At 72.9% G+C, this 26,404-nt stretch carries 23 protein-coding genes; 10 read left to right on the top strand and 13 right to left on the bottom strand.

Translation table 11 applies throughout. The features are described 5' to 3' along the window. Positions 1-269: 269 nt before the first annotated feature. Together AB0G52_RS28865 and AB0G52_RS28860 are read right to left on the bottom strand one after the other, a co-directional pair. Positions 270-476 carry a hypothetical protein gene (locus AB0G52_RS28865; protein WP_132890048.1) on the bottom strand — a complete coding sequence of 69 codons (207 nt, stop codon included), beginning with the start codon at positions 474-476 and terminating at the stop codon, positions 270-272. 30 nt (positions 477-506) lie between these two features. Then, positions 507-1,571: a substrate-binding domain-containing protein gene (locus AB0G52_RS28860; RefSeq protein ID WP_132890047.1), complete on the bottom strand. Its 1,065-nt coding sequence runs from the start codon at positions 1,569-1,571 to the stop codon at positions 507-509. Positions 1,572-1,877: 306 nt separating this feature from the next. Between AB0G52_RS28860 and AB0G52_RS28855 the strand changes: the two genes are divergently transcribed. Next, on the top strand, positions 1,878-3,434 hold the full coding sequence (locus AB0G52_RS28855; RefSeq protein ID WP_207921776.1) for a carboxylesterase family protein: 1,557 nt from the start codon (positions 1,878-1,880) through the stop codon (positions 3,432-3,434). Positions 3,435-3,633: 199 nt separating this feature from the next. Here the strand turns inward: AB0G52_RS28855 and mmuM are convergent, their stop codons facing one another. Beyond that, on the bottom strand, positions 3,634-4,551 hold the full coding sequence (gene mmuM, locus AB0G52_RS28850; protein WP_132890046.1) for a homocysteine S-methyltransferase: 918 nt from the start codon (positions 4,549-4,551) through the stop codon (positions 3,634-3,636). Between the two features lie 475 nt (positions 4,552-5,026). Further along, the gene (locus AB0G52_RS28845) at positions 5,027-5,806 is read right to left on the bottom strand and encodes a helix-turn-helix domain-containing protein (protein WP_132890045.1); all 780 of its coding nucleotides are present in this window, start codon (positions 5,804-5,806) and stop codon (positions 5,027-5,029) included. An 86-nt stretch (positions 5,807-5,892) separates the two neighbouring features. Here AB0G52_RS28845 and AB0G52_RS28840 point away from each other — a divergent pair, with 86 nt between their 5' ends. Then, positions 5,893-6,867, top strand: a complete 975-nt coding sequence (locus AB0G52_RS28840) for an LLM class flavin-dependent oxidoreductase (RefSeq protein ID WP_361340080.1) — start codon at positions 5,893-5,895, stop codon at positions 6,865-6,867. Positions 6,868-6,973: 106 nt separating this feature from the next. On the opposite strand, the gene AB0G52_RS28835 is transcribed toward AB0G52_RS28840, so the two are convergent. Beyond that, entirely contained in the window at positions 6,974-7,288 is a 315-nt protein-coding gene (locus AB0G52_RS28835; protein WP_361340077.1) for a hypothetical protein, read from the bottom strand. 198 nt (positions 7,289-7,486) lie between these two features. Between AB0G52_RS28835 and AB0G52_RS28830 the strand changes: the two genes are divergently transcribed. Then, a complete protein-coding gene (locus AB0G52_RS28830) occupies positions 7,487-8,896 on the top strand; it encodes an RICIN domain-containing protein (protein ID WP_361340075.1) in 1,410 nt (469 codons plus the stop codon). 22 nt (positions 8,897-8,918) lie between these two features. Here the strand turns inward: AB0G52_RS28830 and AB0G52_RS28825 are convergent, their stop codons facing one another. Next, the gene (locus AB0G52_RS28825) at positions 8,919-10,598 is read right to left on the bottom strand and encodes a rhamnogalacturonan lyase B N-terminal domain-containing protein (RefSeq protein ID WP_361340072.1); all 1,680 of its coding nucleotides are present in this window, start codon (positions 10,596-10,598) and stop codon (positions 8,919-8,921) included. A gap of 199 nt (positions 10,599-10,797) precedes the next feature. Between AB0G52_RS28825 and AB0G52_RS28820 the strand changes: the two genes are divergently transcribed. Together AB0G52_RS28820 and AB0G52_RS28815 are read left to right on the top strand one after the other, a co-directional pair. Next, positions 10,798-11,853, top strand: a complete 1,056-nt coding sequence (locus AB0G52_RS28820; protein ID WP_361340069.1) for a rhamnogalacturonan acetylesterase — start codon at positions 10,798-10,800, stop codon at positions 11,851-11,853. Between the two features lie 85 nt (positions 11,854-11,938). After that, entirely contained in the window at positions 11,939-13,636 is a 1,698-nt protein-coding gene (locus AB0G52_RS28815; RefSeq protein ID WP_361340066.1) for a DUF2264 domain-containing protein, read from the top strand. A gap of 40 nt (positions 13,637-13,676) precedes the next feature. Here the strand turns inward: AB0G52_RS28815 and AB0G52_RS28810 are convergent, their stop codons facing one another. Both AB0G52_RS28810 and AB0G52_RS28805 read right to left on the bottom strand, forming a co-directional pair. After that, complete coding sequence (locus AB0G52_RS28810) at positions 13,677-14,375, bottom strand: alpha/beta hydrolase (RefSeq protein WP_361340063.1); 699 nt, start codon at positions 14,373-14,375, stop codon at positions 13,677-13,679. Continuing rightward, positions 14,368-14,958, bottom strand: coding sequence for a TetR/AcrR family transcriptional regulator (locus tag AB0G52_RS28805; protein WP_361340060.1), 591 nt, complete (start codon positions 14,956-14,958; stop codon positions 14,368-14,370). Before AB0G52_RS28805 ends, AB0G52_RS28810 begins: the two co-directional genes overlap by 8 nt. 153 nt (positions 14,959-15,111) lie before the next feature. Between AB0G52_RS28805 and AB0G52_RS28800 the strand changes: the two genes are divergently transcribed. Beyond that, positions 15,112-16,371: an MFS transporter gene (locus AB0G52_RS28800; RefSeq protein WP_361340057.1), complete on the top strand. Its 1,260-nt coding sequence runs from the start codon at positions 15,112-15,114 to the stop codon at positions 16,369-16,371. 22 nt (positions 16,372-16,393) lie between these two features. Here AB0G52_RS28800 and AB0G52_RS28795 read toward each other — a convergent pair whose 3' ends face one another. From AB0G52_RS28795 to AB0G52_RS28775, 5 genes are all read right to left on the bottom strand, one after another. Next, positions 16,394-17,194: an ABC-2 family transporter protein gene (locus AB0G52_RS28795; RefSeq protein WP_132890035.1), complete on the bottom strand. Its 801-nt coding sequence runs from the start codon at positions 17,192-17,194 to the stop codon at positions 16,394-16,396. 5 nt (positions 17,195-17,199) lie between these two features. Then, positions 17,200-18,003 carry an ABC-2 family transporter protein gene (locus AB0G52_RS28790; protein WP_361340054.1) on the bottom strand — a complete coding sequence of 268 codons (804 nt, stop codon included), beginning with the start codon at positions 18,001-18,003 and terminating at the stop codon, positions 17,200-17,202. Position 18,004: 1 nt separating this feature from the next. Further along, a complete protein-coding gene (locus tag AB0G52_RS28785) occupies positions 18,005-19,003 on the bottom strand; it encodes an ATP-binding cassette domain-containing protein (RefSeq protein ID WP_361340051.1) in 999 nt (332 codons plus the stop codon). Positions 19,004-19,230: 227 nt separating this feature from the next. Further along, entirely contained in the window at positions 19,231-20,466 is a 1,236-nt protein-coding gene (locus AB0G52_RS28780) for an ROK family protein (protein WP_132890032.1), read from the bottom strand. A gap of 85 nt (positions 20,467-20,551) precedes the next feature. Next, on the bottom strand, positions 20,552-21,805 hold the full coding sequence (locus tag AB0G52_RS28775; RefSeq protein WP_361340047.1) for an FAD-binding protein: 1,254 nt from the start codon (positions 21,803-21,805) through the stop codon (positions 20,552-20,554). A 122-nt stretch (positions 21,806-21,927) separates the two neighbouring features. On the opposite strand from AB0G52_RS28775, the gene AB0G52_RS28770 reads away from it, so the two are divergent. The 4 genes from AB0G52_RS28770 to AB0G52_RS28755 all read left to right on the top strand — a co-directional run bounded on the left by AB0G52_RS28770 (position 21,928) and on the right by AB0G52_RS28755 (position 26,368). After that, the gene (locus AB0G52_RS28770; RefSeq protein ID WP_132890030.1) at positions 21,928-22,935 is read left to right on the top strand and encodes a hydroxyacid dehydrogenase; all 1,008 of its coding nucleotides are present in this window, start codon (positions 21,928-21,930) and stop codon (positions 22,933-22,935) included. Positions 22,936-22,983: 48 nt separating this feature from the next. After that, entirely contained in the window at positions 22,984-23,181 is a 198-nt protein-coding gene (locus AB0G52_RS28765) for a LacI family DNA-binding transcriptional regulator (protein ID WP_361340044.1), read from the top strand. Between the two features lie 18 nt (positions 23,182-23,199). Continuing rightward, on the top strand, positions 23,200-24,543 hold the full coding sequence (locus AB0G52_RS28760; protein ID WP_132890029.1) for a radical SAM protein: 1,344 nt from the start codon (positions 23,200-23,202) through the stop codon (positions 24,541-24,543). A gap of 316 nt (positions 24,544-24,859) precedes the next feature. Further along, positions 24,860-26,368, top strand: coding sequence for a cellulose-binding domain-containing protein (locus tag AB0G52_RS28755; RefSeq protein WP_361340040.1), 1,509 nt, complete (start codon positions 24,860-24,862; stop codon positions 26,366-26,368). Positions 26,369-26,404: the final 36 nt, after the last annotated feature.

The raw sequence follows: 26,404 nt of genomic DNA, 5'->3' as shown, positions 1-26,404 counted from the left end.
CGCCCACGCCGGGGGTCGACCGCCCACGCCGGGGGTCGACCGCCCACGCCGGGGGTCGACCGCCCACGCCGGGGGTCGACCGCCCACGCCGGGGGCCGGCCCCCCACGCCGGGGGTCGACCGCCCACGCCGGGGGTCGACCGCCCACGCCGGGGGCCGGCCCCCCACGCCGGGGGTCGACCGCCCACGCCGGGGAAGCCGGCCGCCCACGCCGGGGAAGCCGGCCGCCCGTGCTCGGGGGCCGGTCGTGCTCGTCCTGGGGTGGGGTGCTCAGTCCTCGTCGAGGTCGGGGTGGCCGTTCTCGTCCAGTTCCACGTCCTCCTCGGGGTCGTGTTCGTCGTGCGGGGCGGCCACCGTGGTGGTGTGCAGGGGGGCCGGGGCGACCGTCCGGGTCGTGGCGTGGGCGGTGCCCAGCGCCGTGGTCAGGGCGGCTGCGGTCAGGGCGCCGGCCGCGGCGGTACGCGGGGTGAGTTTCATGTCCCGGAAACGATCTTGACGAGGGCGCGGTCACCGTCGTAGGGCCGAACGGGCCGGTGGGGCCGCCGTGCTCGCCCGCTCCACCAGCCGCGTCGACAGCTCGGTGCGGGTGCCCTCCGGGCGGTCCCCGTGCATCATCCGCACCAGCAGCCGCAGCGCCGTCGCCGCCATCTCCGCCAGCGGCTGGCGGACCGTGGTCAGGGCCGGAGCCGCCCAGCGCGCCTCGGGCAGGTCGTCGAAACCGACCACGCTGATGTCGTCCGGCACCCGCAGCCCGCGCTCGGCCAGCGCCGAGTACGCCCCGAGCGCCATCAGGTCCGAGCAGACGAACACGGCGGTCGGCGGCTCCGGCAGGTCGAGCAGTTCGTGCATACGGTGCCGCGCCGTGCCCTCGTCGAAGCCGGCGTGCCGGACGTACTCGCCGCGGTGGCGCAGTCCCGCCGAGGCGAGCGCCGAGCGGTAGCCGGCCACCCGGGCGGTGCCGCACATCTTGCGCCGGCTGCCGGCGATCACCGCGATCCGCTCGTGGCCGAGGGCGAGCAGGTGCTCGGTCGCGGTCACCCCGCCCTGCCAGTTCGCCGCCCCGACCGAGACCGTCCCCGACGGGGGTTCGTGGACGGGGTCGATCAGGACGTACGGGATGCGGTGGTGGTCCAGCCAGGCGTACTGGGCCCGGGTCAGCTCGGCCAGGTTGAACAGGACGCCCGAGGAACCGCGTGCGGTGAGCTTGTCCAGCCAGTCACGCTCCGGGTGGCCGGCCCGCGTCCGGCTCAGCCCCGCCGAGACGACGATCTCCAGACCGGCCTCGTACGCCGCCTCCTCCACCCCGTGCAGCACCGCGCCCGACCAGGAACTGTCCAGTGAGTGCACGACCAGGTCGATCAGGGCGGGCGCCTTGGCCGCGTCGAACCGCGGCCTGCGGACGTAGCCGAGCCGTTCGAGTGCCTCGGTGACCCGGCGGCGGGTCTCGGGGGCCACGTCGTCCCGGCCGTTGACCACCTTGGAGGCCGTGGGTACGGAGACGCCCGCCTCGCGGGCCACCACCGCCAGGGTCGGACCGGCCGCCGCGACGCTCGTACTCCCGGCACGGACCATGGGGAACCCGCCTCTCCGGCCCGCCGTCGGGCCAACGAAAGTAACGAAAGTTGCGACCAACGCTGCTTCCGTGGTCTGCGTGCAAGCCCTGTAGTAAGCGCTTCCTACGATAGGTGCGCGTCAACACGGCGTGAAGACCTGGGAATTCGCCGAATCATCGCGGCCGTAACTTTCGAAACTTCGAACACCGGGGCGGCCGCCGCAGGTGTCCGCCCGGCCGCCGTGCGTGCCGGAATACCGTGAGTCACTGTGGTGCTCTTGTCATACCGGCATACGGCACACGCGGCGGGAGGAGCTGGTGGGCGGATGACGGCGCACGGCACGGACCCGAAGGACCCGGTGACCGGCACCCCGTACGGGGCGGTGCGCGGCAGGTGGGAGCGCGGCATCGCGGTGTTCCGCGGCATCCCGTACGCCGCCCCGCCCTTCGGGGCGCACCGGTTCCGGCCGCCCGTGCCGCCCGAGCCCTGGGACGGCGTGCGGGACGCGGGCGCCTTCGGACCGACGGCCCCCAAGCCGCCGTACTCGGAGGCGTTCGCGCGGTACCTGTCCGACCCGGTGATCCCCGGCGACGACTGCCTCAACCTGAACGTGTGGACCCCGCAGCCAGGCCCCGGCGCCCGGCTCCCGGTCCTCGTCTTCCTGCACGGCGGCGCCCTGACCAGGGGGTCCTCCGCAGTCCCGGTGTACGACGGGCACGCGTTCGCCCGGGACGGGGTGGTCTTCGTCTCCGTGAACCACCGGCTGGGAGTGGAGGGCTACGGCCTGTTCCCGGACGCCCCGCCCAACCCCGGCCTGCACGACCAGCTCGCCGCCCTGCGCTGGGTCCACGAGACCATCGCGCACTTCGGCGGCGACCCCGGCCGCGTCACCCTCTGCGGCCAGTCGGCCGGTGCCATCGGCGCCGGCGTCCTGCTCGCCGCGCCCGGGACCCAGGGCCTGATCCGGCGGGCCGTACTGCAGAGCGGCCCGCCCGAGGCCGCCGAGCGGGACAAGGTCCGGCGCATGGTCCGCCGGATGGCCGCCCGGCTCAGGATCCCCGCCACCGCCCGGGCCTTCGCCGCGGTCGACCGGACCCTGCTGCTGCGCACCCAGGCCGAGGTGGGCCGGCTCAGCAGTCCCGTCCTCGGCGGCCCGGCCTTCGGGATCGTCGTCGACGGCGACCTCGTCCCGCGCGACCCGCTCCAGGCCCTGGTGGACGGCGGGGCGGCCCGGGGAGTCGACCTCCTGATGGGCTGGACCCGCGACGAGTACCGGCTCTGGCTGGTCCCCGGCGGCCTGGTCGACCACGTCGACCGGCTCGGCCCGGTCGCCTTCGCCGGCGCCATGGCCCGCTGCCACGCCTCCCACGAGGTGCCGCGCGGCTACCGCGCGCTGCATCCGGACGCCGGCCCCGCCGAGATCGTCGGCCAGATGGTCACCGACCACCTGCTGCGCCGCCCGCTGCACCGGCTCGCCGGGGCCCGGCCCGGGTCGTCGTACCTCTACGAGTTCGCCTGGCCCTCCCGCCGGCCCGGCCTCGGCGCCTGCCACGCCCTGGAGCTGGGCTTCGTCTTCGACACCGGCACGGTCCCCGAAGCCACCCTGCTGGCCGGCGACGGCGCCCCGCAACGGCTGGCCGACGCGATGCACGGCGCCTGGGTCCGCTTCGCCACCACCGGCGACCCCGGCTGGCAGCCCTGGGACGACACCCACCCGGTCCGCGTCTTCGGCGACGGCGAACCCCACACGGTGTCCGGCCCCCGGGACGAGGAGCTCGCCCTGTGGGCACCGGGCACGACACCACGCCTCGAACGCACGGCCGACCTGACCCTCGCGGTCCGGCGGCTGCGCCGTTCAATGGCCGCGGTGCGCCGCCACTGAGTCCCGTACCACCACCCGCGTGCCCACCAGCAGCCGCTCGGCGGCCGGTGCCTCGCCGTGCCCGAGCGCGGCGCGCACCGCGAGCCGCCGGGGACGCGGGACAGGGCTCGGTGTGGCTCCGCCGCGTGGGCGCGACCGGCCCGGCACGGCCTTCAGCGGCCCCTGCGCAGGACCCGGTACGGCGTCGGGGCGGCCGGCCTCACACCGCCTCCGCGATCCCCGCGATCCCCTGCGGCCCCACCCGGCAGCACCCCCCGATCAGCCGGGCCCCGGCCGCCCGCCACCCCGCGACCTGCTCCGCCCCGAACGTCGTCGGCCCCGTCCACGCCCGAGCCCCCGCGTCCCACACCTCACCGCTGTTGGGATACACGACCACCGGCTTCCCGGTCACCCGGGCGGCCACCTCCACCGCCCCCGGCACGTCCTCGGGCGCGCAGCAGTTCACGCCCACCGCGATCACCTCGTCCACCTCGGCGGCCAGGGCGAACGCCTCCTCCAGCGGCTGTCCCGCCCGCGTCCGTCCCCCCGCCACGCTGTACGAGAGCCACGCCGGCACCCCCAGCCCCCGCACCGCCCGCAGCAGCGCCGCCGCCTCGTCGGCGTCCGGCACGGTCTCCAGCGCGAACACGTCCGGCGCGGCCCCGGCCAGCACCTCCAGGCGCGGCCGGTGGAACGCCTCCAACGCGTCGACGCCCAGCCCGTACCGCCCCCGGTACTCGGAGCCGTCGGCGAGCATCGCCCCGTACGGCCCGACGGACGCGGCCACCCACAGCGGCCGTGCGATCCCCTCCTCGCGCGCCCGGCGCACCGCGTCCCGTCCCAGCTCCACGCTGAGCGCGAGCAGCCGGGCGGCCTCCTGCCGACTGATCCCGCGCCTGCCGAACCCCTCGAACGTGGCCTGGTAGCTGGCGGTGATCGCGACGTCCGCGCCCGCCCTGAAGTACGCGAGGTGCGCGTCGCTCACGGCGTCCGGACGGTCGGCCAGCAGCCGCGCCGACCACAGTTCGTCGCTCAGGTCGTGACCCGCGGACGCCAACTGGTTGGACATGCCGCCGTCGAGCACGACCGTCCCGGCGGCGAGGGCGTCGGCGAGGCTGGGAAAGGTGTCGCTGCGCATACCCCGACGCTAGCCGACCCGGCGCCGGACGACCGACGAGTCCGGTCCGCGAACAGCTCGCCCACGATTCGGACGCGGGCACTCGGCGCCCGACGCTTCCCATCCCGCACAGGGAATGCCGGTCCCGCCGCGCGCCGCGGGATCTGCTGCGAAGCAGCCTTCCTGCCGAGGAGCCGCCCGCGATCGAGATCGACGCACAGTAGCTGGCCGACCGCTGCATCGAGCGGCTGTGGGCCGAGGACGCCACGCACGTCCTCCAGCCGCCCGCGGAGATCAGGGAGACCGCCGCGGAACTCGGCTTCGACCACACGGCTCTGGAGGCCCAGGGACACGATGCCGTCGAGACCCGGGCGGCGCGCACCCACGAATGGTTCGTCGAGAAGCAGGGACTCACCTTCAGGGCAGGCGCCGACGCCGTGCGCCTGCACTGTGTGGTCGAATTCGGCTGGGACGCCGACGGCCGGATCAAGGCCGACTACATGTTCCCGGGCGCCTGACCCGCACCTGTCGGGGCAGCGGACCCGGCGGCTGCCGAGAGCGCCTCGGCCGTCGCCGGGTCGGTCGGCAGGAACGCCTCCAGCTTCAGCTCGGCGAGCGTCACGTCGACGGCGGTGGCGAAGGTCGTCACGGTCGTCATCAGGCGCAGCTCGCCGTACGAGGACCGCAGGCGGAGCGGGACCGCGAAACCCAGGAGCCCGGCGGGTGGCTCGAGTGGGGGAACGTAGGCGGTGAGTTCACTGCGCAACTCCGGCAGATGAGCCAGCCGGGACAGGATGTGGCGGGCCCACTCGGCGAGGTTCAGGATGCGGGGTGCCAGACCGTCGGGATGCAGCGCCAGGCGGTAGACGTTCGTGCCCGGGCCCACGAGTTCGGGGGCCGCGCCCTCGGTGATCACGTCCAAGGCGGTGTTCGCGGCGACCAGATCGCCGCGCCGGTCCGCCACCAGCGCCGGATACGGCCGGTACCCGCGCAGGATGTGGTCGATCGCCGTCCGCACGGGGGCCAGCACCGGGTCCTCGAGCGGGCTCTCGGGGTAGGCGGGCGCGTACCCGGCGGCCAGCAGCAGGTCGTTGCGCTCCCTCAGCGGCAGTTCCAGCGACTCGGCCAGCCGCACGACCATGTTCCGGCCGGGGACGGACCTGCCGGACTCGATGAAGCTGAGGTGCCGCTGGGTGGTGCCCGCCCGCAGCGCCAGGTCGAGCTGGCTGAGGTGACGGCGGATACGGCGTTCGCGAAGCGCACGGGGGAAGTCCACCGGCCTGTTGTAGCGGTGACCGAGGACGCCCGGCCATTCCCCGCGGGGAATTGTCGCCGGCCCGGGCGGTCGTGAACCTCTGGGGCATGGACATCGGTGTACTGCTTCCGACCGGAACCGCCCAGTGGGGCGCGGATGGCGACCCCCGTGATCTGGTCACCTTCGGCCGTCACGCCGAACACGCGGGATTCTCCTCGCTCTTCGTCAACGATTCCCTGATCAGCCCGCGGATCGAGGCGCTCACCATGTTGGCCGCGCTTGCGCCGGTGACCGATACCGCGACGCTGGGCACAGCCGCACTGCTGCCGTTTCTGCGGCGGCCGGTGCAGGCCGCCCAGGCACTCGCTTCGATCGACCTGCTCTCCGGCGGACGGCTCACCGTGGCTGTCGGCGCCGGGTTCCCCGGCCGGTTCGGGCGGCCTCTCTACGTGCTGTCCGAACTGCCGTGGGAGCGGCGCTTCGCCCGTCTGGACGAGACGGTCGCGCTGTGGCGGGCCCTGTGGGAGGGGGCCGACGCCTTCCACGGCGACATCCTCCGCTTCGACGGCATCCCGCCCGCGACCAGGCCCGCCCGCCCCGCCGGTCCGCCCGTCTGGCTCGGCGGCGCGAGCCCCGCCGCGCTGGCCCGAACGGGCCGGATGTACGACGGATGGCTGCCCTACCCGCCCGCCGCGCAGGAGTACGCGTCCGGGCTCCGCGAGGTCCGCCGAGCGGCGACCGACGCGGGCCGCGAGGCCGGGGACATCACCCCCGCACTGTTCGTCTCGGTACGGATCGACGACGACGCGGAGACCGGCCGTCCGGTACTGGACGCGTACGCGCGGGCCACCTACGGCATGCCGCTGTCCGAACTGGAGCGGATCCAGGCGGTCGTCACCGGTACCGCCGACCAGGTGCTCGATCGCTTGGGCCGGTATGTCGCCGCCGGCGCCCGGCACCTCGTCGTCCGTCTCGGCGCCCTGGGCCCGCGCTCCCAGCGCGACCAGCTCGAACGCGTCGCGGACCTGATCCCCGCACTTCGGCGGGCAGGGACCGCACCCCAGCCCGGGGAAGCCCCGTAACCACCGGTCAGACAGCGTGCCTGCCGACCCTGTGCTGCTTTCTCTTTTGGGTGCGCAGGCGGCCTGCCGGGACCGTCAGGCCGCTGAGGAGGCCGCGGGACAGGGTTTACGGCCACCAGCCGAAGGCGTTCCGGGAGCCGGCGGCGTGCGGGTGGTCACGGTGGAGGTGGCGGAGTCCGTCGTGTCTGTCTTCGCCGTGGTCCTGGCCGTCGTCGAGACGAGGAGGTGCCTTCGGTGGGGGGACGGTGCCCGCGTGGTCGATCACCGTGATGCAACGGGCGGGTGCGGTGCCCGCGTCGGACAGGATGAGGCGGCCCGTCATCTTCAACGGCTGCCGCTGAACGACGAGTTCGCCCTGCTGGTCCCGCACGGTGCCCTTGCCGGCGAGCGTGGCGGCGACCCGCAGACCGGCCCGGCGCACAGGGCCAGCGTGTCGTGGATGCGGCGGCCGCCGATCGGAGCGGCTGCCGCGTTTGGAAATCGCTTTCTCCCTTGTCTCGTCAGATCCGTTGACCCGCGCGTAACACGCCCTTACCTTTTCGGCGATCACAACGTTCGTCATGTCAGCTGCCGTTCGGAATCCCGAAGCTCATTCCTTTCCCCAAGGAGCGTGTGTGAGATGAGACGTGCGTTCGCGGTCCTGCTGTCGCTCTGCCTGGCGGTGATCGGCGCCCTGGCCGCCGCCGGCCCCGCCGCGGCCGCCGCCGGGACCGTCACCAACGGCACCCGGTTCACCGACACCTCGGGGAACATCGTGCACGCCCACGGCGGCGGGGTCATCAAGGTCGGCTCGTACTACTACTGGTTCGGCGAGGACCGGAACTCCGACAACACCTTCAAGTCCGTGGACGCCTACCGTTCCACCGACCTGAAGGCCTGGGAGTTCCGGGGCCACGTCCTCACCCAGTCCTCAGCCGCCGAGCTGGGCACCGCCTATATCGAGCGCCCGAAGGTCATCTACAACGCCGCCACCGGCAGGTTCGTCATGTGGATGCACAAGGAGAACGGCGTCGACTACAGCCAGGCCCGCGCCGCCGTCGCCGTCTCCGACACCGTCGACGGCACCTACACCTACCAGGGCAGCTTCCGGCCGCTCGGCCAGTACATGTCCCGGGACCTCACCACGTACGTGGACACCGACGGCACGGCGTACATGGTCTCGGCCGCGAACGAGAACGCCGACCTGCAGATCTACCGGCTCACCGCCGACTACACCGGCATCGACAGCCTGGTCGCCAACCCCTGGGCCGGCGCGAGCCGCGAGGCCCCGGCGCTCTTCAAGCGGGGCGGCGTCTACTTCATGCTGACCTCGGCGGCCACCGGCTGGAGCCCCAACCAGCAGAAGTACGCCACCGCCACCTCGCTCGCCGGACCCTGGACCTCCTGGACGAACGTCGGCGACTCCACGGCGTACGGCTCCCAGACCGCCTACGTCCTCCCGGTCACCGGCACCTCGGGGACCTCGTACCTCTACATGGGCGACCGCTGGGGCAACTCCTTCGGCGGCACCGTCAACGACTCCCGGTACGTCTGGCTGCCGCTGACCTTCCCGACGTCCACCTCGATGTCGATGTCCTGGTACCCGGAGGTGTCCGTCGACACGGCCGCGGGGACCGTCAGCGGCACCGGTGCCACGTACAACACCCTCGTCGCGCGGCACAGCGGCAAGTGCGCCGACGTCCCCAGCCAGTCCCTCTGGGAGGGCGTCGCGATCAGTCAGTACACCTGCAACGGCGGCACCAACCAGAAGTGGTGGTTCAAGGACCTGGGCACCGGCTACTACGAGCTCATGGGCCGTGGCAGTTCGCTCTGCCTCCAGGAGAACGCCGCCGACGTCACCCAGGAGGACTGCACCGGCGCCACCACCCAGCAGTGGTCGGTCGTGACCTCCGGGTCCTACGTCACCGTCAAGGCCCGTACGAGCGGTGAGTGCCTGGACGTGAGCGGCGCGTCCACCGCCAACTCGGCCGCGATCATCACGTACACGTGCAACAGCGGCACCAACCAGCAGTGGACGCGCGGTACCTGAGCGGTCCCGCCGGCCGACGGGTTCAGGCCAGCAGGTCGATCGCGTCCACCGAGGTGCCCGCGCTGAGGAAGGACGTCGTTCCCGAGCCGCTCGCCACGTAGATCTTCAGCGTGTTGTAGGCACTGGGGTCGGTCAGCCAGGCCGACGCCGGGACGCTGTAGGTGAACGTGTGGTTGTTGCCCCGGTAGGAGCCCACGGTCAGCGACCGGGTGCTCGGCTGGGCGGGTGCCGAGGGGACGGCGGAGGTCCAGGTGTCGTTGACGACGACCTGCGGCCGGCCGTTGGCGTACGCCGTCGTCACGCCGATCCTGAGGGTGTGCGCGGCGGCGGCCTGGGCGGCCGTCAGCCTGAAGTAGACGATGATCCCGCTGTTGACGTCCTTCCACAGGTAGCAGGGGAAGGACGAGGTCTCGGTGCCGCTGCCCACGACCACGTTCCCGGTCCAGGACGAGGCCCGCACGTCCGACGGGTGCGCGTACGTCATCAGCTCGGCGTTCTTGAACCCGCCGGGTGTGCCGTCCCAGTTGTTGATCCGCCAGATCGCGGCGGCGTTGCTCGGGTCGTTGGAGGAGGGGATCGCGATGGTGTTGAGGGTGGTGGTCGCACCCGCCGTCACCGTCACGGAGCCGGTGTGGACGGCCAGTTCGCCCTTGAAGACGGTGAGCGTGTACGTCCCCGGCAGCACCCCCGCGATGGAGAACCAGCCGTCCGAGGAGCGTGCCGAACCCCAGTACTGGGCGGCCGGGTTGGCGAGGCCCACGGTGTACGGGTAGGCGGTGTCCCGCCCGGTGATGCCGACGCCCGCGACCCGGCCGCGGCCGCTCGCGGAGACGTACCCGGAGATGCCGAGCGAGTCCGCCCACGACGTGGTCAGGGTGCCCGGGTACAGCGCGGAGGAGGGCGCGCCGCCGTCCGTGAACGCGATGACGTACGGGCCCTGGAGGCCGAAGCGTTCCGGCTCGGTCTGGTTCTCGCCGTAGTACAGGATCTCGTACAGCCCGCCGCCGTCGGCGCTCTGGTGGCGCAGCAGCGAGCGGTAGAAGGGGCCGCCGGAGGCCTTCTCGTGGTTGCTGCGCACGATCCACAGGCCGACGCTGCCGGTGGTCCAGCCGATGTAGTCGTAGTCCATCACCCGCCGTTTCGCGTAGTGCTTGGCGCGGGTCTGGCCGTCGGACTTCTGGAAGACGTCGGCGGACTCGATGACGGTGGGCGCGTAGGTGTAGGAGTCCGGCTCGTCGTTGAGGAACAGGCCGGCCTTGACGCGCACGATGTAGCGGGTGGCGGTCACGGACGAGTCGGCCTTGTCGGTCCACAGGTAGATGTTGTTCTCGCCGCTGCGGGCCGCGTAGTAGTGCTTGAGCGTGCCGTACGTGACGGAGACGAGGATCGTCGGACCCGACTGGGCGATGGTCACCGTGGAGGTGCCGAGGCCGGACTCGACGTGCGAGTTCTTGCCGCCGTAGCCCTGGTACTCGGTGCCCTTGTAGACCAGCGAGGTGAGGTCGCCGTTGGTCTTGCTGACCTTGAAGACCAGGTTGGCGCCGGTGTCGACGACGTAGTGGGAGCCGTCGTCCGACCAGCCGAAGCCCGCTGCCGAGGCGCTCGTGGCCAGCGGCCCTGCGAGGGCCGCGGTGCCGGCGGCGGCCGCGCCGCCGAGGACGAAGGTGCGGCGTCCGAGCGGTCTCCCGGTGGATTCGGACATGGGGGTGCCTCCTTCGGTGGTGCGGGGATGCGGGTGTCCCCGAGCGTGGCAGTTGAATCGATTTCGCGAAAGGGCTTTCGCATGGATGGAGTTGGCAATCTTGTGAAATCGACGCAGGGGCTAGAAAGCGCTTGCGAGCAGCGGTACGGTCCCCGCCAGACGCTGTCGGCATGACTGTCCCGTGACGGAGGAGCCCCGAGTGAGACGTTTCAACGGCGTTCGTGCCACCGCGCTCGCGGCGGTCGTCCTCGGCACCTGCCTGACGGCCGCACCCGCCGCCCAGGCCCACGACCGGCGCCCGCCGCTCGGCCTCGACCACTGCACCGCCGGCGCCTGCCACTTCGACGTCCCGACGGGCGACTACGACGTCACGGTCCGGCTCGGCGGCGAGACCGCGTCCAGCACGGACATCAGCGGGGAGACCCGGCGCTCGCTGCTGCCGGAGACGGCGGTGGCGGCCGGCCGGCACGTCACCCGCACCTTCACGGTCAACGTCCGCACCCCCGAGGGCGAGCCGACGGGACCCGACGGAACCCCCGGCCTCGACCTGGTGATCGGCGGCTCCGCACCCGCACTCGCCGACATCCGGGTGACCCCCGCCCGGCACACCCGGCAGCTCTTCCTGATCGGCGACTCCACCGTCTGCGACCAGCCCGCCGCCCCCTACACCGGCTGGGGCCAGCAGCTCCCGCGGTTCCTGCGCAGGGGCGTCGCGGTCGCCAACTACGCCGACTCCGGCGAGAGCACGGTGACCTACCTCCAGAACCCGCAACTCTGGGACACCGTCCAGCCGTTGATCCGCCCCGGCGACCTGGTGCTGATCCAGCTGGCGCACAACGACAAGACGACCGACGGGCCGACCTACCGAGCCAACCTGGAGACCCTGGTGGCGGGTGCCCGGGAGAAGGGCGGCCGGCCGGTGCTCGTCACCCCGATCGTGCGCCGCTGGTTCAACGCCGACGGCACGCTGAACAACGACACGGCGCTTCTGGTCAACGGGCTCGGCGTCAATCATCCTGAGGTGATCCGCTCGGTCGCCGCCGCCGAGGACGTTCCGCTGATCGACCTCACGGCGGAGACCAAGACGCTGGTCGAGTCGCTCGGCGTGGAGGGCTCCAAGGCGCTGTACCTGTACGACGAGAAGAAGGACAACACGCACACCTCCGCGTACGGTGCCACCGTCTACGCGGGCCTGGTGCGCGACCAGCTCCTCGCCCAGCACCTGGTGCCGCGCGGCACCGTGCGGGTGGAATGAGCCCCTGGGGCGTCCCGACCGGAACCGGGGCGCCCCAGGTCCGAACCGTCCGAGGTCCTGAGCGAGCGAGAAAGAAAGAGCACCGATGCAGCTGCCCCCCGAGGACCGCGGCCCCAGCCCGCGCACCGGCTACACCCGGGCCCACTGGGAGGCGGCGGCCGACGCCCTGCTCGCCGCCGTGGAGCCCCACGCCACCGAGGACCGCGCCCTCTACCACCTCCCCGGCACCCGGCAGAGCTGGTCGGGCCGCCTCTCCGACGGCCTGGAGGGCTACGCCCGCACCCTGCTCCTCGCGGCCTTCCGCCGCGACGAGACCGTGCTCCAGCGGTACGCCGACGGCCTCGCCGCCGGTGTGTCCGGGGTCTGGCCGCGCATCGAGGACCGCGGCCAGCCCCTGGTCGAGGCGGCCTCCGTCGCCCTCGCCCTGCGCCTGACCCGCCCCCTGCTCTGGGACCGGCTCGACGACGCGGTGCGACAGCGCGCCGCGGCCTGGCTCACCGACGCGCTGACCGCCGAACCATGGCCCTGCAACTGGGAGTTGTTCCCGGTGACGGTCGGCGGCTTCCTCGCGGAGATCGGCCACGAGACCGCGGCCGCGCACAAGGCGATCGACCGCGGCCTGGCCCGCATCGAGGACTGGTACGTCGGCGACGGCTGGTACACCGACGGCGACGGCCGGAAGTTCGACTACTACAACGGCTGGGCCATGCACCTCTACCCGGTGCTGCACGCCTGGCTCGCCGACGACCCGGCCCTCCTCGACCGCTACGGCGGCCGGCTGCAGCGCCACCTCGCCGACTACGCCCGGCTGTTCGGCGGCGACGGCGCCCCCCTGCACCAGGGCCGCTCGCTCACCTACCGCTTCGCGACCACGGCCCCGCTGTGGCTGGGCGCCCTCACGGGCCGTACCCCCCTCACTCCCGGCGAGACCCGGCGCCTGGCCTCCGGAGCGCTGAAGTACTTCCTCGACCGCGGCGCGGTGGACGACCAGGACCTGCTGACCCTCGGCTGGCGCGGCCCCGACCCCGCCGTCCTGCAGGGCTATTCGGGCCCGGCGTCCCCCTACTGGGCGAGCAAGGGGTTCCTCGGCCTGCTGCTGCCGCCGGAACACGGCGTGTGGACGGCGACGGAAGAGCCCGGCCCGTCGGAACGCGCCGACGCCGCCACCCCGGTCGCCCCCGCCAACTGGCTGCTCCAGTCCACGCGTGCGGACGGGATCGTCCGCCTCCACAACCACGGCAGCGAGGACGTCCGCTACGACCCCTACTACACCCGGCTCGGCTACTCCACCGTGACCGAGCCCTCGCCCTCGTACGACAACAGTGTGATCGTCGGCGGCGACCCCGGCCGGACGGGGATCGAGCCGCTCGGGGTGGGGGAGGAGTGGGCGGCCTCCCGGCACACGGCCGGGGCCGGCGCCCGGGTCACCAGTGCCGTACTCGTCCGCGGGGCCGTGGAGGTGCGGGCCTTCCTGGTGACGGGTGCCGAGGCCGGGACGTCCGTGCGGGTGACCGGGTGGGCCGCGGGGGACGGGCTGCGCTCCGAACTGCTGCCCGCCGTGGGGCTCGACGAGGCGCTGACCGGGGTCACCGGGGAGGGCGACACCTTGTTCGTCGCGCTGAGCCGGCTCACCGGTGCGGCGGACGCCGAGCCGCTGGGGGAGACGGTCGCGGTTCGCGCGCACGGTGCCCGGGAGTTGACGGTCCTGTGGCGCGAGGGACCCGGTCTGCGGGTCCGGTGGCAGGGCTCCGGGGTGGACGTGGCGGAGGTCGCACAGGTCTGAGCCGCCGCTCGCGGTCCCGGTCCCGCGCGGCCGGGGTGCGTCACGAGGGGCCGGGTCCGCACGCGAGCAGCGTCCGCCCGACCCGGTCCGCGAACGCGCCGGGGTGTTCCAGTGCGCCCAGGTGGCCGCCCGGGAACTCGGCGAAGGCGCCGCCGGTGTGAGCGGCGACGGACTGCGCGGTCCGGTGCAGGAGTTGCTCCCGGGATTCCGTCCCGGCGGCCACGGTGAGCCGGGGCAGACCCTCCTGCGGCCGGTAGGCGGTGAACGGGCGCAGGACGTGGTCGAGGAACACGGTGAACGGGGTCACCTCACCGGAGTCGCGGCGGCCGCCCTCGAGTTGGCCGATCAGCTCCGCCCGCAGCCGCTCCCCGTCCGGCAGCAGCGTGACGCACGGCGGCTCGTGGACGATGACGTGCCGCAGCCGGGCGGGGTGGCGGGCCAGCAGGTCGAGGGCCGCGATGCCGCCGGCGCTGCTGCCGAGGACGTACGCCGACTCGCCCTCGGGCAGCACCTCCTCCAGGATCCGGTGCGCGCCGTCGCTCCAGTCCGGCACGCGCTGGTCGGCGACGGGGGCGCCCAGCCGGCCGTGGGCGAGGCCCAGCGGGTCGTGGGTGACGACGGTGAAGTGCGCCGCCAGCTGTTCGGTGAACGGGCCCAGCCCCATGGGGTGGCCCGCGCCGCCCGGCACGACCAGCAGGACGGGGCCGCTGCCGGTGACGTCGTAGTACAGGTCAGACATGGTGATCGGGGTCCTCTCGGGGCCAGTGCCCAAGGGCGGTGTGCAGGGCGTCGATCGCCCGGTCCCAGGACGCGCGGACGTCCCGTGGGGCGTTGAACCCACCACTGGCCTCCAGGGCGCAGTAGCCGTGGAAGGTGGCGCGCAACAGGCGGACGGCGTCGGTGAGATCGGGTTCGGCCAGGCCGTAGCCGCGCAGCATGCCGTAGGTGATCTCCACGGTGCGGCGCATGGCCGGGGCGTCCGCGTCGACGAGCGCGGGGTCGACCCGGATCTGGGTGGCCGCGTAACGACCGGGGTGGGTGAGGGCGTACGCCCGGTAGGCGTCGGCGTAGGCGGCCAGCGCGTCCTTCCCGGAGAGCCCGGCCACGGCCACGGCGATCCGGTCGATCATCTCGCCGCCCGCGAGGAGCGCGAGCCGGTGGCGCAGGTCCTTGAGGCTCCGGACGTGCGCGTACAGACTCGCGTCCTTCACGCCGAACCGGCGGGCCAGCGCGGACAGCGTGACCTGTTCGAACCCGACCTCGTCGGCCAGCTCGGCCGCGGCCGAGACCAGCAGGTCGGCCGTGATCCCGGCACGGGCCATACGACGCCACCTCCCCTAGGCTTCCTAGATAATATCCTAGGACCACTAGGTTTGGCGTCCGCGTCATTTTCTCGGCGCACCGTACGATGCGTCATGTACCTGGCCTCACGGGCGGCTTGGGGCGGCCGGGAGGCGGGAGGGGGAGGGGGAGCCGTGGCGTACCGGGCGCGGCGCGTGGCACCGGCGGTGCCACGGCGCGCGGTGGAGAGCAGGCCGTTGTGGCGGCAGCGGGACTTCGGGTTCTTCTGGCTCGCCCAGACGCTGTCCGTCCTGGGCGACTCCTTCAGTCTGATCGCGCTGCCCCTGCTCGTCCTCCAGGCGACCGGCTCGGTGGCCCGGATGGGCCTGCTGACGGGCGCCGGCGGCGTCGCGATGGTGCTGGCGGCGGTCTTCGCCGGGGTGGTCGTGGACCGGGTCGACCGCCGTAAGCTCCTCATCGCCTGCGACCTGGTCCGCATGGTCCTGTACGGCCTGGTGCCCGTCGTCTGGCTCGCGGGGCCGCACCTCTGGCTGCTGTACGTGGTCCTGCCCCTGTGCGAGGCCGTCGGCATGCTCTTCGCCGTCGGGTACGTCACCGTCGTACGCGGACTCGTCGGCACCGGCCGGCTGACCGAGGCCAACGGCCGGCTGAACGCCACCGCGGCCGCGGCCGGCGTCCTCGGGCCGCTCGGCGCGGGCCTGGTGGCCGCCTGGACGGGCCCCGCCGACGCCGTGGCCGTGGACGCGGCCAGTTACGCGGTCTCGGCGGGCTGCCTGCTGCTCGTACGGGTCCGGGAGCGCGCCGGGGACGAGCGCCCGCCCGAGGATACGGGCCTCTGGCGCGACCTGCGCACCGGGATCGCGTACCTGGTCCGCCGGCCCGTGCTGCGCTCGCTCACCGGTCTCCTCGCCGTCTTCAGCTTCCTCAGCCTCGGCATCAACGACCTGATCATCTATCACCTGAAGCACGACCTCGGGCACGACGACGGCACGGTCGGCACGGTGCTGGCGGTCGGCGCCGCCGGCACCGTCGCCGGGGCCCTGCTGGTCGCCCGGCTCCGGCGGCGGCTGGGGTTCGGACCGACCTGGATCGGCTCGACGGCGCTGTGCGGAGTGGCCTTCGCCGGGCTCGGCTGGGTCCGCCCGGTACCCGCCGTGGCCGTCCTCGGCGCCGTCTACCTGGGCTGCGCGGGCATGGCGGGCACCTGCTCCATGTCCCTGCGCCAGGAGATCACCCCCGAACATCTCCTGGGCCGGGTCACCTCCGCCCACTGGACCCTGCAGTACTCGCTCGCGCCGATCGGCGCGGCCGTCCTCACCTGGGCGGCCGAACAGTACGGCACCGGCCCGGTGGCCGCCGTCGCCGGAGCGTGCTGCGCCCTCGTCGGCGCCGCCGGCCTGGGCACCCCGATCCGCAGCGCGGGGCGCACCTGACACCCCTGACACCGCGGAGCGGTCAGCCGTTGACCCCCGTGTAGTGGCCCAGCGCCCACCGCCACAACCCCCGGGAGGCCAGGTACAGCAGCAGGCCGACGAGGGGCGAGCCCGCCGCCAGCCAATAGGGGACAACGGTCGAGTGGCCGTGGCCGGTGAGGACCGCGACCGGCAGGTAGGCGACGAAGGCGAGCGGAAGGCCGTAGGTGAGCAGCCCGCCGACCGCCCGGGGCAGCACGTTCAGCGGGTAGCTGCCGAAGGTGCCGAGGAGCTCCTCCAGCCAGCGGCTCCAGTAGTCGGCGGCCGGGTAGCGCAGGGAGGCACAGGCCACCACCGTGAACAGGGCCGCCTCCAGCAGCATCCCGCCCAGGACCGCCGCGATCAGGTACGAGACCCGGCCCGCCGTCCAGTCGAGGTGGCTGCGCCCGAGCGCGCCCACCATCAGACCGGCGGCCACCGTCAGGTCGCCGATCGCGTTGGTGGGGAAGTACTCCAGCTGCACCTGCCGGTGCACGGGCAGCGGGCGGAGCAGATAGGCGTCGATCCGGCCCTCCTGGATGTACCGGCCCACCCCGTGCACCCGGCCGAGGAACAGCACGAACAGGCCGTGGGCCAGCATCCGCGTCGCCGGGATGAGCAGGACGTCCGCGCTGTCCCAGCCGCCCATACCGGTGAACCGGGTGAGCAGCACGGTCGCGAACACGATCACCGACACCTGCCAGACCGCGCCGATCGCGATCATCATCAGGAACTCGGTGCGGTACTCCAGTTGCGCGCGGAAGTTGAGGCGCGTGATGCGCCAGGCGATCCGGACGGCGTTCAACGGCCTCAGCCTCCCTGGGAGATGACACGGCGGGCGGCCCGCCGCCACACGAAACGGGTGAAGAGGTGCAGCGCCACGGCCCAGCCGGCCTGGACGCCGAGCTGGAAACCGGCGTCCGACAGCGGGATCCGGCCCACGTACAGCGACAGCGGCACGCTCAGGGTCGCCTGGAACGGCAGGAAGGAGCTGAGGACGACGAACCAGTGCGGGAAGAACCACAGCGGCGCGTACACCCCGGACAGCAGGTTCTGCGCGAAGACCAGGATCAGCATCGCCGCGGTGTTGCGCAGCGTCCAGAAGCAGAACTGGTCGATGAGGAGCATGACGTAGTAGAGGACCAGCTGGCCGAGCAGCAGGCTGAGCGCGGACACCGCCGCCACCGCGGCCGACCGCGGCGGCTCGACGACCCCGGCCGCCAGACAGACCGCGTACCCCGCCGACGCCCAGGCCAGACCGTACAGCTGCTCGCCGACCGCGCGCAGCGCGTGGTAGCGCTGGGGCGGCAGCGGACGCAGGTACCAGTAGACGATGGTGCCGAAGTGCATGTGCTGCATCACGGAGTCCCGGCCCGCGTACTGGTCCAGCTCCCGCAGCCGGGAGGCGAGCACGGCCAGCACCGCGTAGGTGACGGCCTGGTCGCGGTCCAGACCCGCGGTCGTACCGGACTGGGCGTACAGGCCCCGCCACAGCGAGGCGACCAGCACCACCTGCACGGTCAGCCGCAGCAGGACCCCGGTCATCCGGGGCGGGGTGTACAGCTCGCCGAGCGGGGTGACCCGGGCGGCGCGCCAGGCGTACGGGAGGGCCATCTCAGACCTCGGCCTTCGCCTGCGCGTAGGCCGCCCGCATGACGTCCTCCAGGTCCGCCTCGTCCACCGCGACGCCCGTCACCTCGTACCGCTCGATGACCAGCTTCAGCGCCTCGTGGACCGTGGGCGCGGCCGGACCGTCCGGGCCGAACACCGCCTGCGGGCCCTCCCGGCGCACCAGGGCGACGCCGGGCAGCGGGCCGACCGGGGTGTGCGCGTCGGCGAGCGTGGCCCGCACCTGCCAGGTCGAGCCGAACCGGTGGCGCATCTCGTCCAGCGAGCCGTCGAGGACCAGCCGGCCGTGGTTGACCAGCACCACCCGCTCGGCGAGCCGCTCCACCTCGGTCATGTCGTGGGTGGTGAGCAGCACGGTACGGCCGCGTTCGGCCACCTGGTACCGCAGGAACTCGCGGACCTGTTCCTTCACCACCACGTCCATGCCGATGGTCGGTTCGTCCAGGAAGACGACCGGCGGGTCGTGCAGCAGCGCGGCGGCCAGGTCGCAGCGCACCCGCTGGCCGAGCGACAGGTGGCGCACCCGGGTGTCCCAGAACGCGGAGAGTTCCAGCAGGTCGTCGAACTCCCTCAGGCGGGCCTCGTGTTCGGCCTTGGGCACCTCGTAGATGTCCCGCAGGATCGCGAACGACTCCCGCACCGGCAGGTCCCACCACAGCTGGGTGCGCTGCCCGAACACCGCACCGATGTTTCGGGCGTTGCGTTCCCGCTCCAGGTACGGCACCACACCGGCGACGCGGGCCTCGCCGGAGGTCGGCGTGAGGATGCCGGTGAGCATCTTGATGGTGGTCGACTTGCCCGCGCCGTTCGGGCCGAGCAGGGCGAGGAGTTCGCCCGCGGCGACGTCGAAGGAGATGTCCAGGACGGCGTGTTTCTCGACGCGTTCGGGGTTGACCAGGGACCGCAGGGCGCCCGTGAAGCCCGGGCGCCTGACAGTGGTGTGGAAGGTGCGGGACAGACCGCGGACCTCGATGTTTCCGGCCACGCCGGGGGCCTCCCTCGTTCCGTACACGACGTACGGCCGGCCGGTGTGAGGCCGACCGGCCGCGGATACGTCCCGACGTTCGCAGAGCGCCGAGGGGCCCGGCAATGGATTAATCGACGGGCGATTTGGACTGGTCGATCATCACCGGAGGCCACGGCATCAGCGGGGCAACGCCGGTCGATCAGCGGGGGAACGGCACGTCGATCAGCGGGAGGACGTCATGCCGATCAGCGGGAAGCCGCCGGTGTCCGGCTCGCGCGCCCACCGCCGCGCAGTCGCACCGGCCGCAGCGCGCCCTCCAGTGCGAAGGTGGCCGCGCCCAGGCAGACCGGGTCGCTCGGGATGGGGGAGAGGACGATCTCGGTCGCGGCGAACGGCCGCCCGAGAGCGTGCCGGCGCACGGCCTCGCGCACCTCGTGGAGCAGCGGTTCGCCGAGCCGGCGGGCCACCCAGCTGCTGAGCACGACCAGTTCGGGGTTGAGCAGGTTGACCAGGTTGGCGACCCCGGCGCCGATGTAGCGGGCGGTGTCCCGGACCACCTGGACCGCGACCGGGTCGCCGTCGGCCACGCCCCTGGCCAGCGCGTCGACGGTGGCGGTCTGGTCGTCGGGGTGCAGCAGCGGGCTGTGCGGGCTCGCCTCGCGCAGGTTCAGCATGATCCCGGGGGCGCCGACGTACGTCTCCACACACCCCCGGTTGCCGCAGTGGCAGGGCCGTCCGTCGAGCACGAGCGTCGTGTGACCCCACTCGCCGGCGCTGTTGCTCACCCCCCGGTGCAGGCCGCCGCCGAGGGCGAGCCCGGCGCCGACCCCGGTGCCGAGGTTCACCACCACGGTGTCCCCGCGTCCGCGGGCCGCCCCGAACCACTGCTCGGCCACCGCGCAGGCGCGCAGCGGGTTGTCCAGGTGGAGGGGGTAGGCGATGTGCTCGGCGAGCAGGTCGAGCAACGGGACGTCGTGCCAGTCCCAGTTGGGCGCGTACTCGGCGATGCCGGTGTCCCGGTCCACCTGGCCGGGCACGCTCACCCCGACACCGAGCACCCGTGCACCCTCCACACCGGCCTGGGCCACCACCGAGCCGACGGCGGCGGCGACCTGGGCCACCACCTGCTCGGGCCGGTTCTCGCCGGGCCGCATGTCCTCGTCCGCGCGGGCCAGCACGGTCAACGCGAGGTCGAACAGCTCGACGTGGACGTAGGTCTCGGCGATGTCGACGCCGATCAGCGCGCCCCCCGGGGCGTTGACCGCCACCAGCCCGCGGGGGCGGCCGCCCGCGGAGTCCTCGAAGCCGACCTCCGTGATCATCCGCAGGTCGAGCAGCTCCCCGACGAGCGTGGCGACCGTGGCCAGGCTCAGCCCGGTGACGGACGCCAGCTCCTGCCGTGACGTGGGAGATGCGGCGATGATGTGCCGGAGCACCTCATAGCGGTTGGCGGTGCGGATGTCCCGTGATGTGTGCTTCACACGACGCAACGCTATGACGTGGGAAGCGCTTTCGACAAGCCATTACCTTAAGGGTTGGATTAAGTCCGGCGGGCGGCCCCGGCGGTCAGTCCCGCAGCACCTCCGCCACGAACGGGTTCGTGAACTTCCCGTCGGGGTCCAGGTCCCGGGCCAGGGCGCGGAAGTCCGCGAGCCGCGGGTAGCGGCCGCGCAGCGCCTCACCGGACATCGCGTACACCTTGCCCCAGTGCGGGCGCGGATCGAACGGCTCCAGCGCCTCCTCCAGCCGGCGCACCACCGGCAGCACGGCCGCCGCGTCGTCCACCCAGGTGAAGTGCAGGGCGACCGAGTCCCGGCCGTGGGCGGGGCTGAGCCACTGCGGATCGGCGGCGACCGTCCGCACCTCGCAGGTCTGCAGCACCGCGGAGACCGGCCGGCGGACGCCGTCGACCGCGTGCAGCGCGGCCACCGCCGCCGACCTCGGCAGCAGGTACTCCGACTGGAGTTCGTCCCCGCTGCTCGGCGTGAACTCCGCCCGGAAGTGCGGTAGCCGCTCGTGCCAGGGCCCCGGCACCCCGAACTGCTCGGTGCAGTTGCCGCCCGGCATGCCCGGCACCGGGTGCATCGCCACCTTCGCGGGCACACCCCAGCCGAACTCCACGGCCGCCTCGTCGGTGCGCCGCTTCACCCACGCCTGCCGGAACCCAGGGTCCCGCCAGTCGGTGAACAGGCTCACGCTGTACGCGGCCCCGGTCACGGCGGCGAAGTCCATTCCCTCCATCGGCAGTTCGACGTAGACCGACTGCTCGACCTCGTACGCCGGCTCCAGGTCCAGGGTGAGCGCGGTGACGACCCCGAGCGCGCCCAGCGAGGTCACCGCACCGTCGAAACGGGCGTCCCCGCGCGCGATCGTCACCGTCGAACCGTCGGCGAGGACCAGCTCCACCTCGCGTACGGGCGCCGCGAGCGGCCCGTTGGCCACGCCCGAACCGTGGGTGCCGGTGGCGACCGAACCGGCCACCGAGATGTGCGGCAGCGAGGCCATGTTGGGCAGCGCGAGGCCCTGCGCGTGCACCGCGCGGGCCAGTTCGGCGTACCGCACGCCGCCCGCCACCCGCACCGTACGGGCGGCCGCGTCCACCTCGATCCGCGGCGGCAGCCCGGCGATCGACACCAGCACGCCCTCCGGCCCCGGGTCGGCGATGCGGTTGAAGGAGTGCCCGCTGCCCAGCACCCGCACCCGCGCACTGCCCGCCACCAGGGACCGCAGCGCGTCCGCCGAGTCCGGGCGGTGGAACTCCTTCGCCGTGTACGTGATGTTGCGTGCCCAGTTGGTGACCGTCTGCGCCGGATCCGTCATCCCTGCCGTCCCATCCCTGTCCCCCTTCGGGGAGTACCTGTCCGTTGACCCTCTCATGCGCCGATACCTACGGTAGAGACCGGTTGCTGTCCGTGCGTCACCGAGACCGGAAGGTCACTTCCTTGCCCGAGCGTCCCCAGGCTCTGTTCGCCATGACGGCCCAGAACGTGCCGCACGTCTTCCCGCCTGAGGTGCTCGCGCGGCTGCGTGAGTCCGTGGACATCGATCCCACTCTGGTGGCGCAGGACTTCACCGACACCCGGGTCCGGGAGGCGCTCGCCCGCACCGAGGTGCTCGTCACCGGCTGGGGCTGCCCGGTCCTGGACACGGCGGTCCTGGACGCCGCGCCCGAGCTGCGCGCCGTGCTGCACGCGGCCGGCTCGGTCAAGGGCTTCACCACGCCCGAGGTCTGGCGGCGCGGCATCCTCGTCTCCTCGGCCGCCGCCGCCAACGCGCTGCCCGTCGCCGAGTACACCCTCGCGATGATCCTGCTCGCCGGGAAGGACGTCTTCGCCTTCCGCGACCTGCTGCGCGACCGCCGCTCCTTCCCCTACGGCGACATCGTCCCCGGCATCGGCAACTTCCGCCGCCGGGTGGGCGTCGTCGGCGCCTCCCGCATCGGCCGCCGTCTCATCGAACTCCTGCGCCCCCACGACCTGATCGTCAGCCTCGCCGACCCCTACGTCGACCAGGCCGAGGCGGCCCGGCTCGGTGTCCCCCTGCTGCCGCTGGACGAGTTGCTGCGCACCTCGGACATCGTCACCGTGCACGCCCCGGAGACCCCCGAGACCCGGCATCTGGTAGGCGCCCGCGAACTCGCCCTGATGCCGGACGGGGCCGTGCTGATCAACACCGCGCGCGGCTCACTGGTCGACCACGACGCCCTGGTGGGGGAAGCGCGCACCGGCCGGCTGCGCGCCGTCCTCGACGTCACCGACCCCGAGCCGCTGCCCGCCGGCTCCCCGCTCTTCGACCTGCCCAATGTCTTCCTCACCCCGCACCTCGCGGGCTCCCAGGGCAACGAGCTCGCGCGGCTCGGCAGCACCGTCGCGGACGAGGCGAGGCGCCTGCTCACCGGCGCCGCGCTGCGGTACGCGATCGACCAGTCGGTCCTGGAGCGGGCCGCGTGACGGCCCTCTCATAGGCGACGCGGACGACGCGACGAGGGAAACCGAGCGGTGACGAAGAGGACGCGGCCGGCACCGGGCGGGGGCGCCTCGACGGTACGGGACGTGGCCGCGCGGGCCGGCGTCTCCGCGTCGACCGTGTCCCGGGTCCTCGCGAAAAGCCCGATACCGGGACACACCGCCCGTCGTGGGGGACCCGGCACGGCCGGCGGCCGGGCGGGGGCATACCGTGAGGAGTCGAACGCCTGAGCCGGGAGGAGACACGGGATGGGCAGCCGTACCGCGCTGGTCGAGGATCTGATGGAGAGGTTCCCGCACGTACCACGGGAAGCCGTCTTCAAGGAGGACCTGCTCCGGGGCGGAGTCGCCTTCGACCCGTCCGCGCTGAGCGACAACGAGAGCGGCGAGGTCAAGCCGAAGTCGTACTTCATCTTCTCCTTCGACCACGGCACCCTGCCCGAACTGGGCGAGGCCGCGCTGCGCCGCCCCCCGGAGGAGATCATCCTCACCGGCGGCCCCTACGACCTGCGGCGGACCGTGGTCTCGGTGCGCGTGAACCCCACCTCGCCGTACCGGGTCGCGGCCGACGACGAGGGGATGCTCGGCCTCTACCTGGACGGGAAGCGGATCGCGGACGTCGGGGTGCCGCCGATGCCCGAGTACTACCGGCACAAGCTCTCCAACGGGAAGTCCGTGATGGAGGTCGCCCCGACCATCCAGTGGGGCTACCTGATCTACCTGACCGTCTTCCGGGTCTGCCAGTACTTCGGCGCCAAGGAGGAGTGCCAGTACTGCGACATCAACCACAACTGGCGCCAGCACAAGGCCGCCGGACGGCCGTACACCGGGGTCAAGGACGTCGAGGAGGTCCTGGAGGCCCTGGAGATCATCGACCGGTACGACACCGCGAAGGCGTCCACCGCCTACACGCTGACCGGCGGCGCGATCACCAAGACGGTCTCCGGGCGGGACGAGGCCGACTTCTACGGCCACTACGCCAAGGCCATCGAGGAGCGCTTCCCGGGCCGCTGGATCGGCAAGGTCGTCGCGCAGGCGCTGCCGCGCGACGACGTGCAGCGGTTCAAGGACTACGGGGTGCAGATCTACCACCCCAACTACGAGGTGTGGGACGAGTACCTGTTCAAGATGTACTGCCCCGGCAAGGAGCGGTACGTCGGCCGGGACGAGTGGCACCGGCGGATCCTGGACTCGGCCGAGATCTTCGGCGCGCGCAACGTGATCCCCAACTTCGTCGCGGGTGTGGAGATGGCCGAGCCGTTCGGCTTCAAGACGGTCGACGAGGCGATCGCCTCCACCACCGAGGGCCTGCGCTTCTTCATGTCGCAGGGCATCACGCCCCGCTTCACCACCTGGTGCCCGGAGCCCACCACCCCGCTCGGCAAGGCCAACCCGCAGGGCGCCCCGCTGGAGTACCACATCCGGCTGCTCCAGGCCTACCGCCAGACCATGGAGGACTTCGGCCTCTCCTCGCCCCCCGGCTACGGCCCGCCCGGCCCCGGCCGCGCCGTCTTCTCGGTCAGCTCCTTCATGGACAGCCTCCCCGCGCAGGAACCGACGCAGGAACGGGCCCAGGAACCGGCGGAGGCCTGATCCGGGCTGACGGCAGAAGATTCGCGGGAACGGTGAGTCGAACGGCGGTCGCCGTCCGTACAAGAGGACGGAGTTGTGGGCCACGGCACCGAGTACCGCACCGAGGACGGCACTGAGCAGGGCGGGTTGACGCAACACCGGTGACCGGTGGTATGGGTGACGGCGGGAAATCGTCGCGCGACCACCGGTAGCCGGGTTTGAATATGCCGCTTGTCAGTTGTGCAGGAGACGTGAAAAGCTCGGGTCCTGCCGCGAGGTTCCCCCCAACTCCGTCGCCCCTATGGTGAGTTGACCTCGCATTGGATGCAGGAGACCCATGCCTGACCTGCCGACCCCTCAGGACGCCGCCGAGGCAGCGCTGTTCTCCGAATGCTGGGACGCGGTGCTCTCCTACGCCGACCTGTGCACGTCCGGCTCGCTGACGGCCAATCAACTGGCCACCGAGGCCTTCACGCTCGGTATGCGCGAGGTCCGCGAGGCGGACTTCGCGCCCCAGCGCGGCAGCGGACGGCGCGCCGCCCGGCTGCCGATGATCCCGCTGCTGCTCACCGCCGTGCGCAACACGGCCGCCGGCTGGGAGGCGCAGGGGCTCGGCCACAAGCTCGACCCGGACCTCCGGCTCTGGCTGAACTCGGAGAAGGCCACACGCTACACGGGGCCGCCGTTGCAGCGGCCCATCGCGCTGCGCGGCCTCCGGGACATGCAGGACGCGGACGCGTCGCTGCTGTGGCTGGCCGAGGTGGAGGCGCTGCCGCTGTCCTCCGTGGCCCGCCGGCTCGGTCTCGACCCGGCCGCCGCCGCCCAGGAACTGGAGCAGGTACGCGCCCTGTTCCGGGACCGCTGCCACCGCGCCCACCTCGACTCGCCGATGGACGCCGAGTGCCGCAGCTACGCCCGGCTCCTCGACGCGGTCACCCGGTCCTCCGCGGCCGACACGCCCGACGACCTCTCCCGGCACCTCGCCACCTGCGTGCAGTGCGCCGAGGCCGCCGCCTGTCTGCGGCTGCACGGCGGCGGACTGCCCGCGGCGCTCGCCGGCGGGGTCATAGGCTGGGGCGGCCTCGCCTACCTGGAGCGCCGCCGCCGCGCCTCCGAGGTGCGGCTCGGCGTGGGCCGCCCGGTCCCCGCGGACAACGACGCCGGCGACCCCAGGGAGGGCGCCGGCCGGAGCAAGGTGCTGCGCCACGGACTGCTCGGCGCGGCGGTGCTGATCTCGCTGGTCGCGCTCGGCGTGTCGATGATGCCGATGGGCGGCGGCTCCGGTGACGACACGACGGCCGCCTCGCACGACGACCGGCAGCCCGTCGCCGACCCCGGCTCCGCCCCGCCCTCCACCGCGGACCCGTCCCCCACGCACACCACCTCGGGCGCCCCGTCCGCCTCCGCCTCCGCCGGCAAGCCGGACCACGGCAACCCCGATCCGGAGCCGCAGGGCACGGCCTCGGCCACCGCGAGCAGCGCGCCCGGTCACCGGGCCACCGGCTCCGCGGACCCCAGCGCCTCCGCGTCGGCCACCTGCCGGGCCTCCTACGACCTGGTCAACCAGTGGAACGACGGCTTCCAGTCCACCGTGACCGTCAGCACCACCCGGGCCCTGGCCGGCTGGCGGGTCGAGTGGTCCTTCCGGGACGGCCAGAAGGTCACCCAGATGTGGGACGCCACGGTCAGCCAGAGCGGCGCCCGGGTCTCCGCCGACGCGGCCGACTACAACCAGTCGGTCTCCGCGAACGGCAGCCTCTCCTTCGGCTTCCTCGGCACCTGGAGCGGCAAGAACTCCGCACCGTACGCCTTCACGCTGAACGGCGAGTCCTGCTCACTGAGCTGAGACCGGCCCGGCCGGACCCGCGACGGGCGGCCGGGC

The organism is Streptomyces sp. NPDC021562 (assembly GCF_040640875.1).
Classification (GTDB): Bacteria; Actinomycetota; Actinomycetes; order Streptomycetales; family Streptomycetaceae; genus Streptomyces.
Note: the sequence above shows the minus strand (reverse complement) of the source record. Positions and strands in the feature narration are given on the sequence as shown.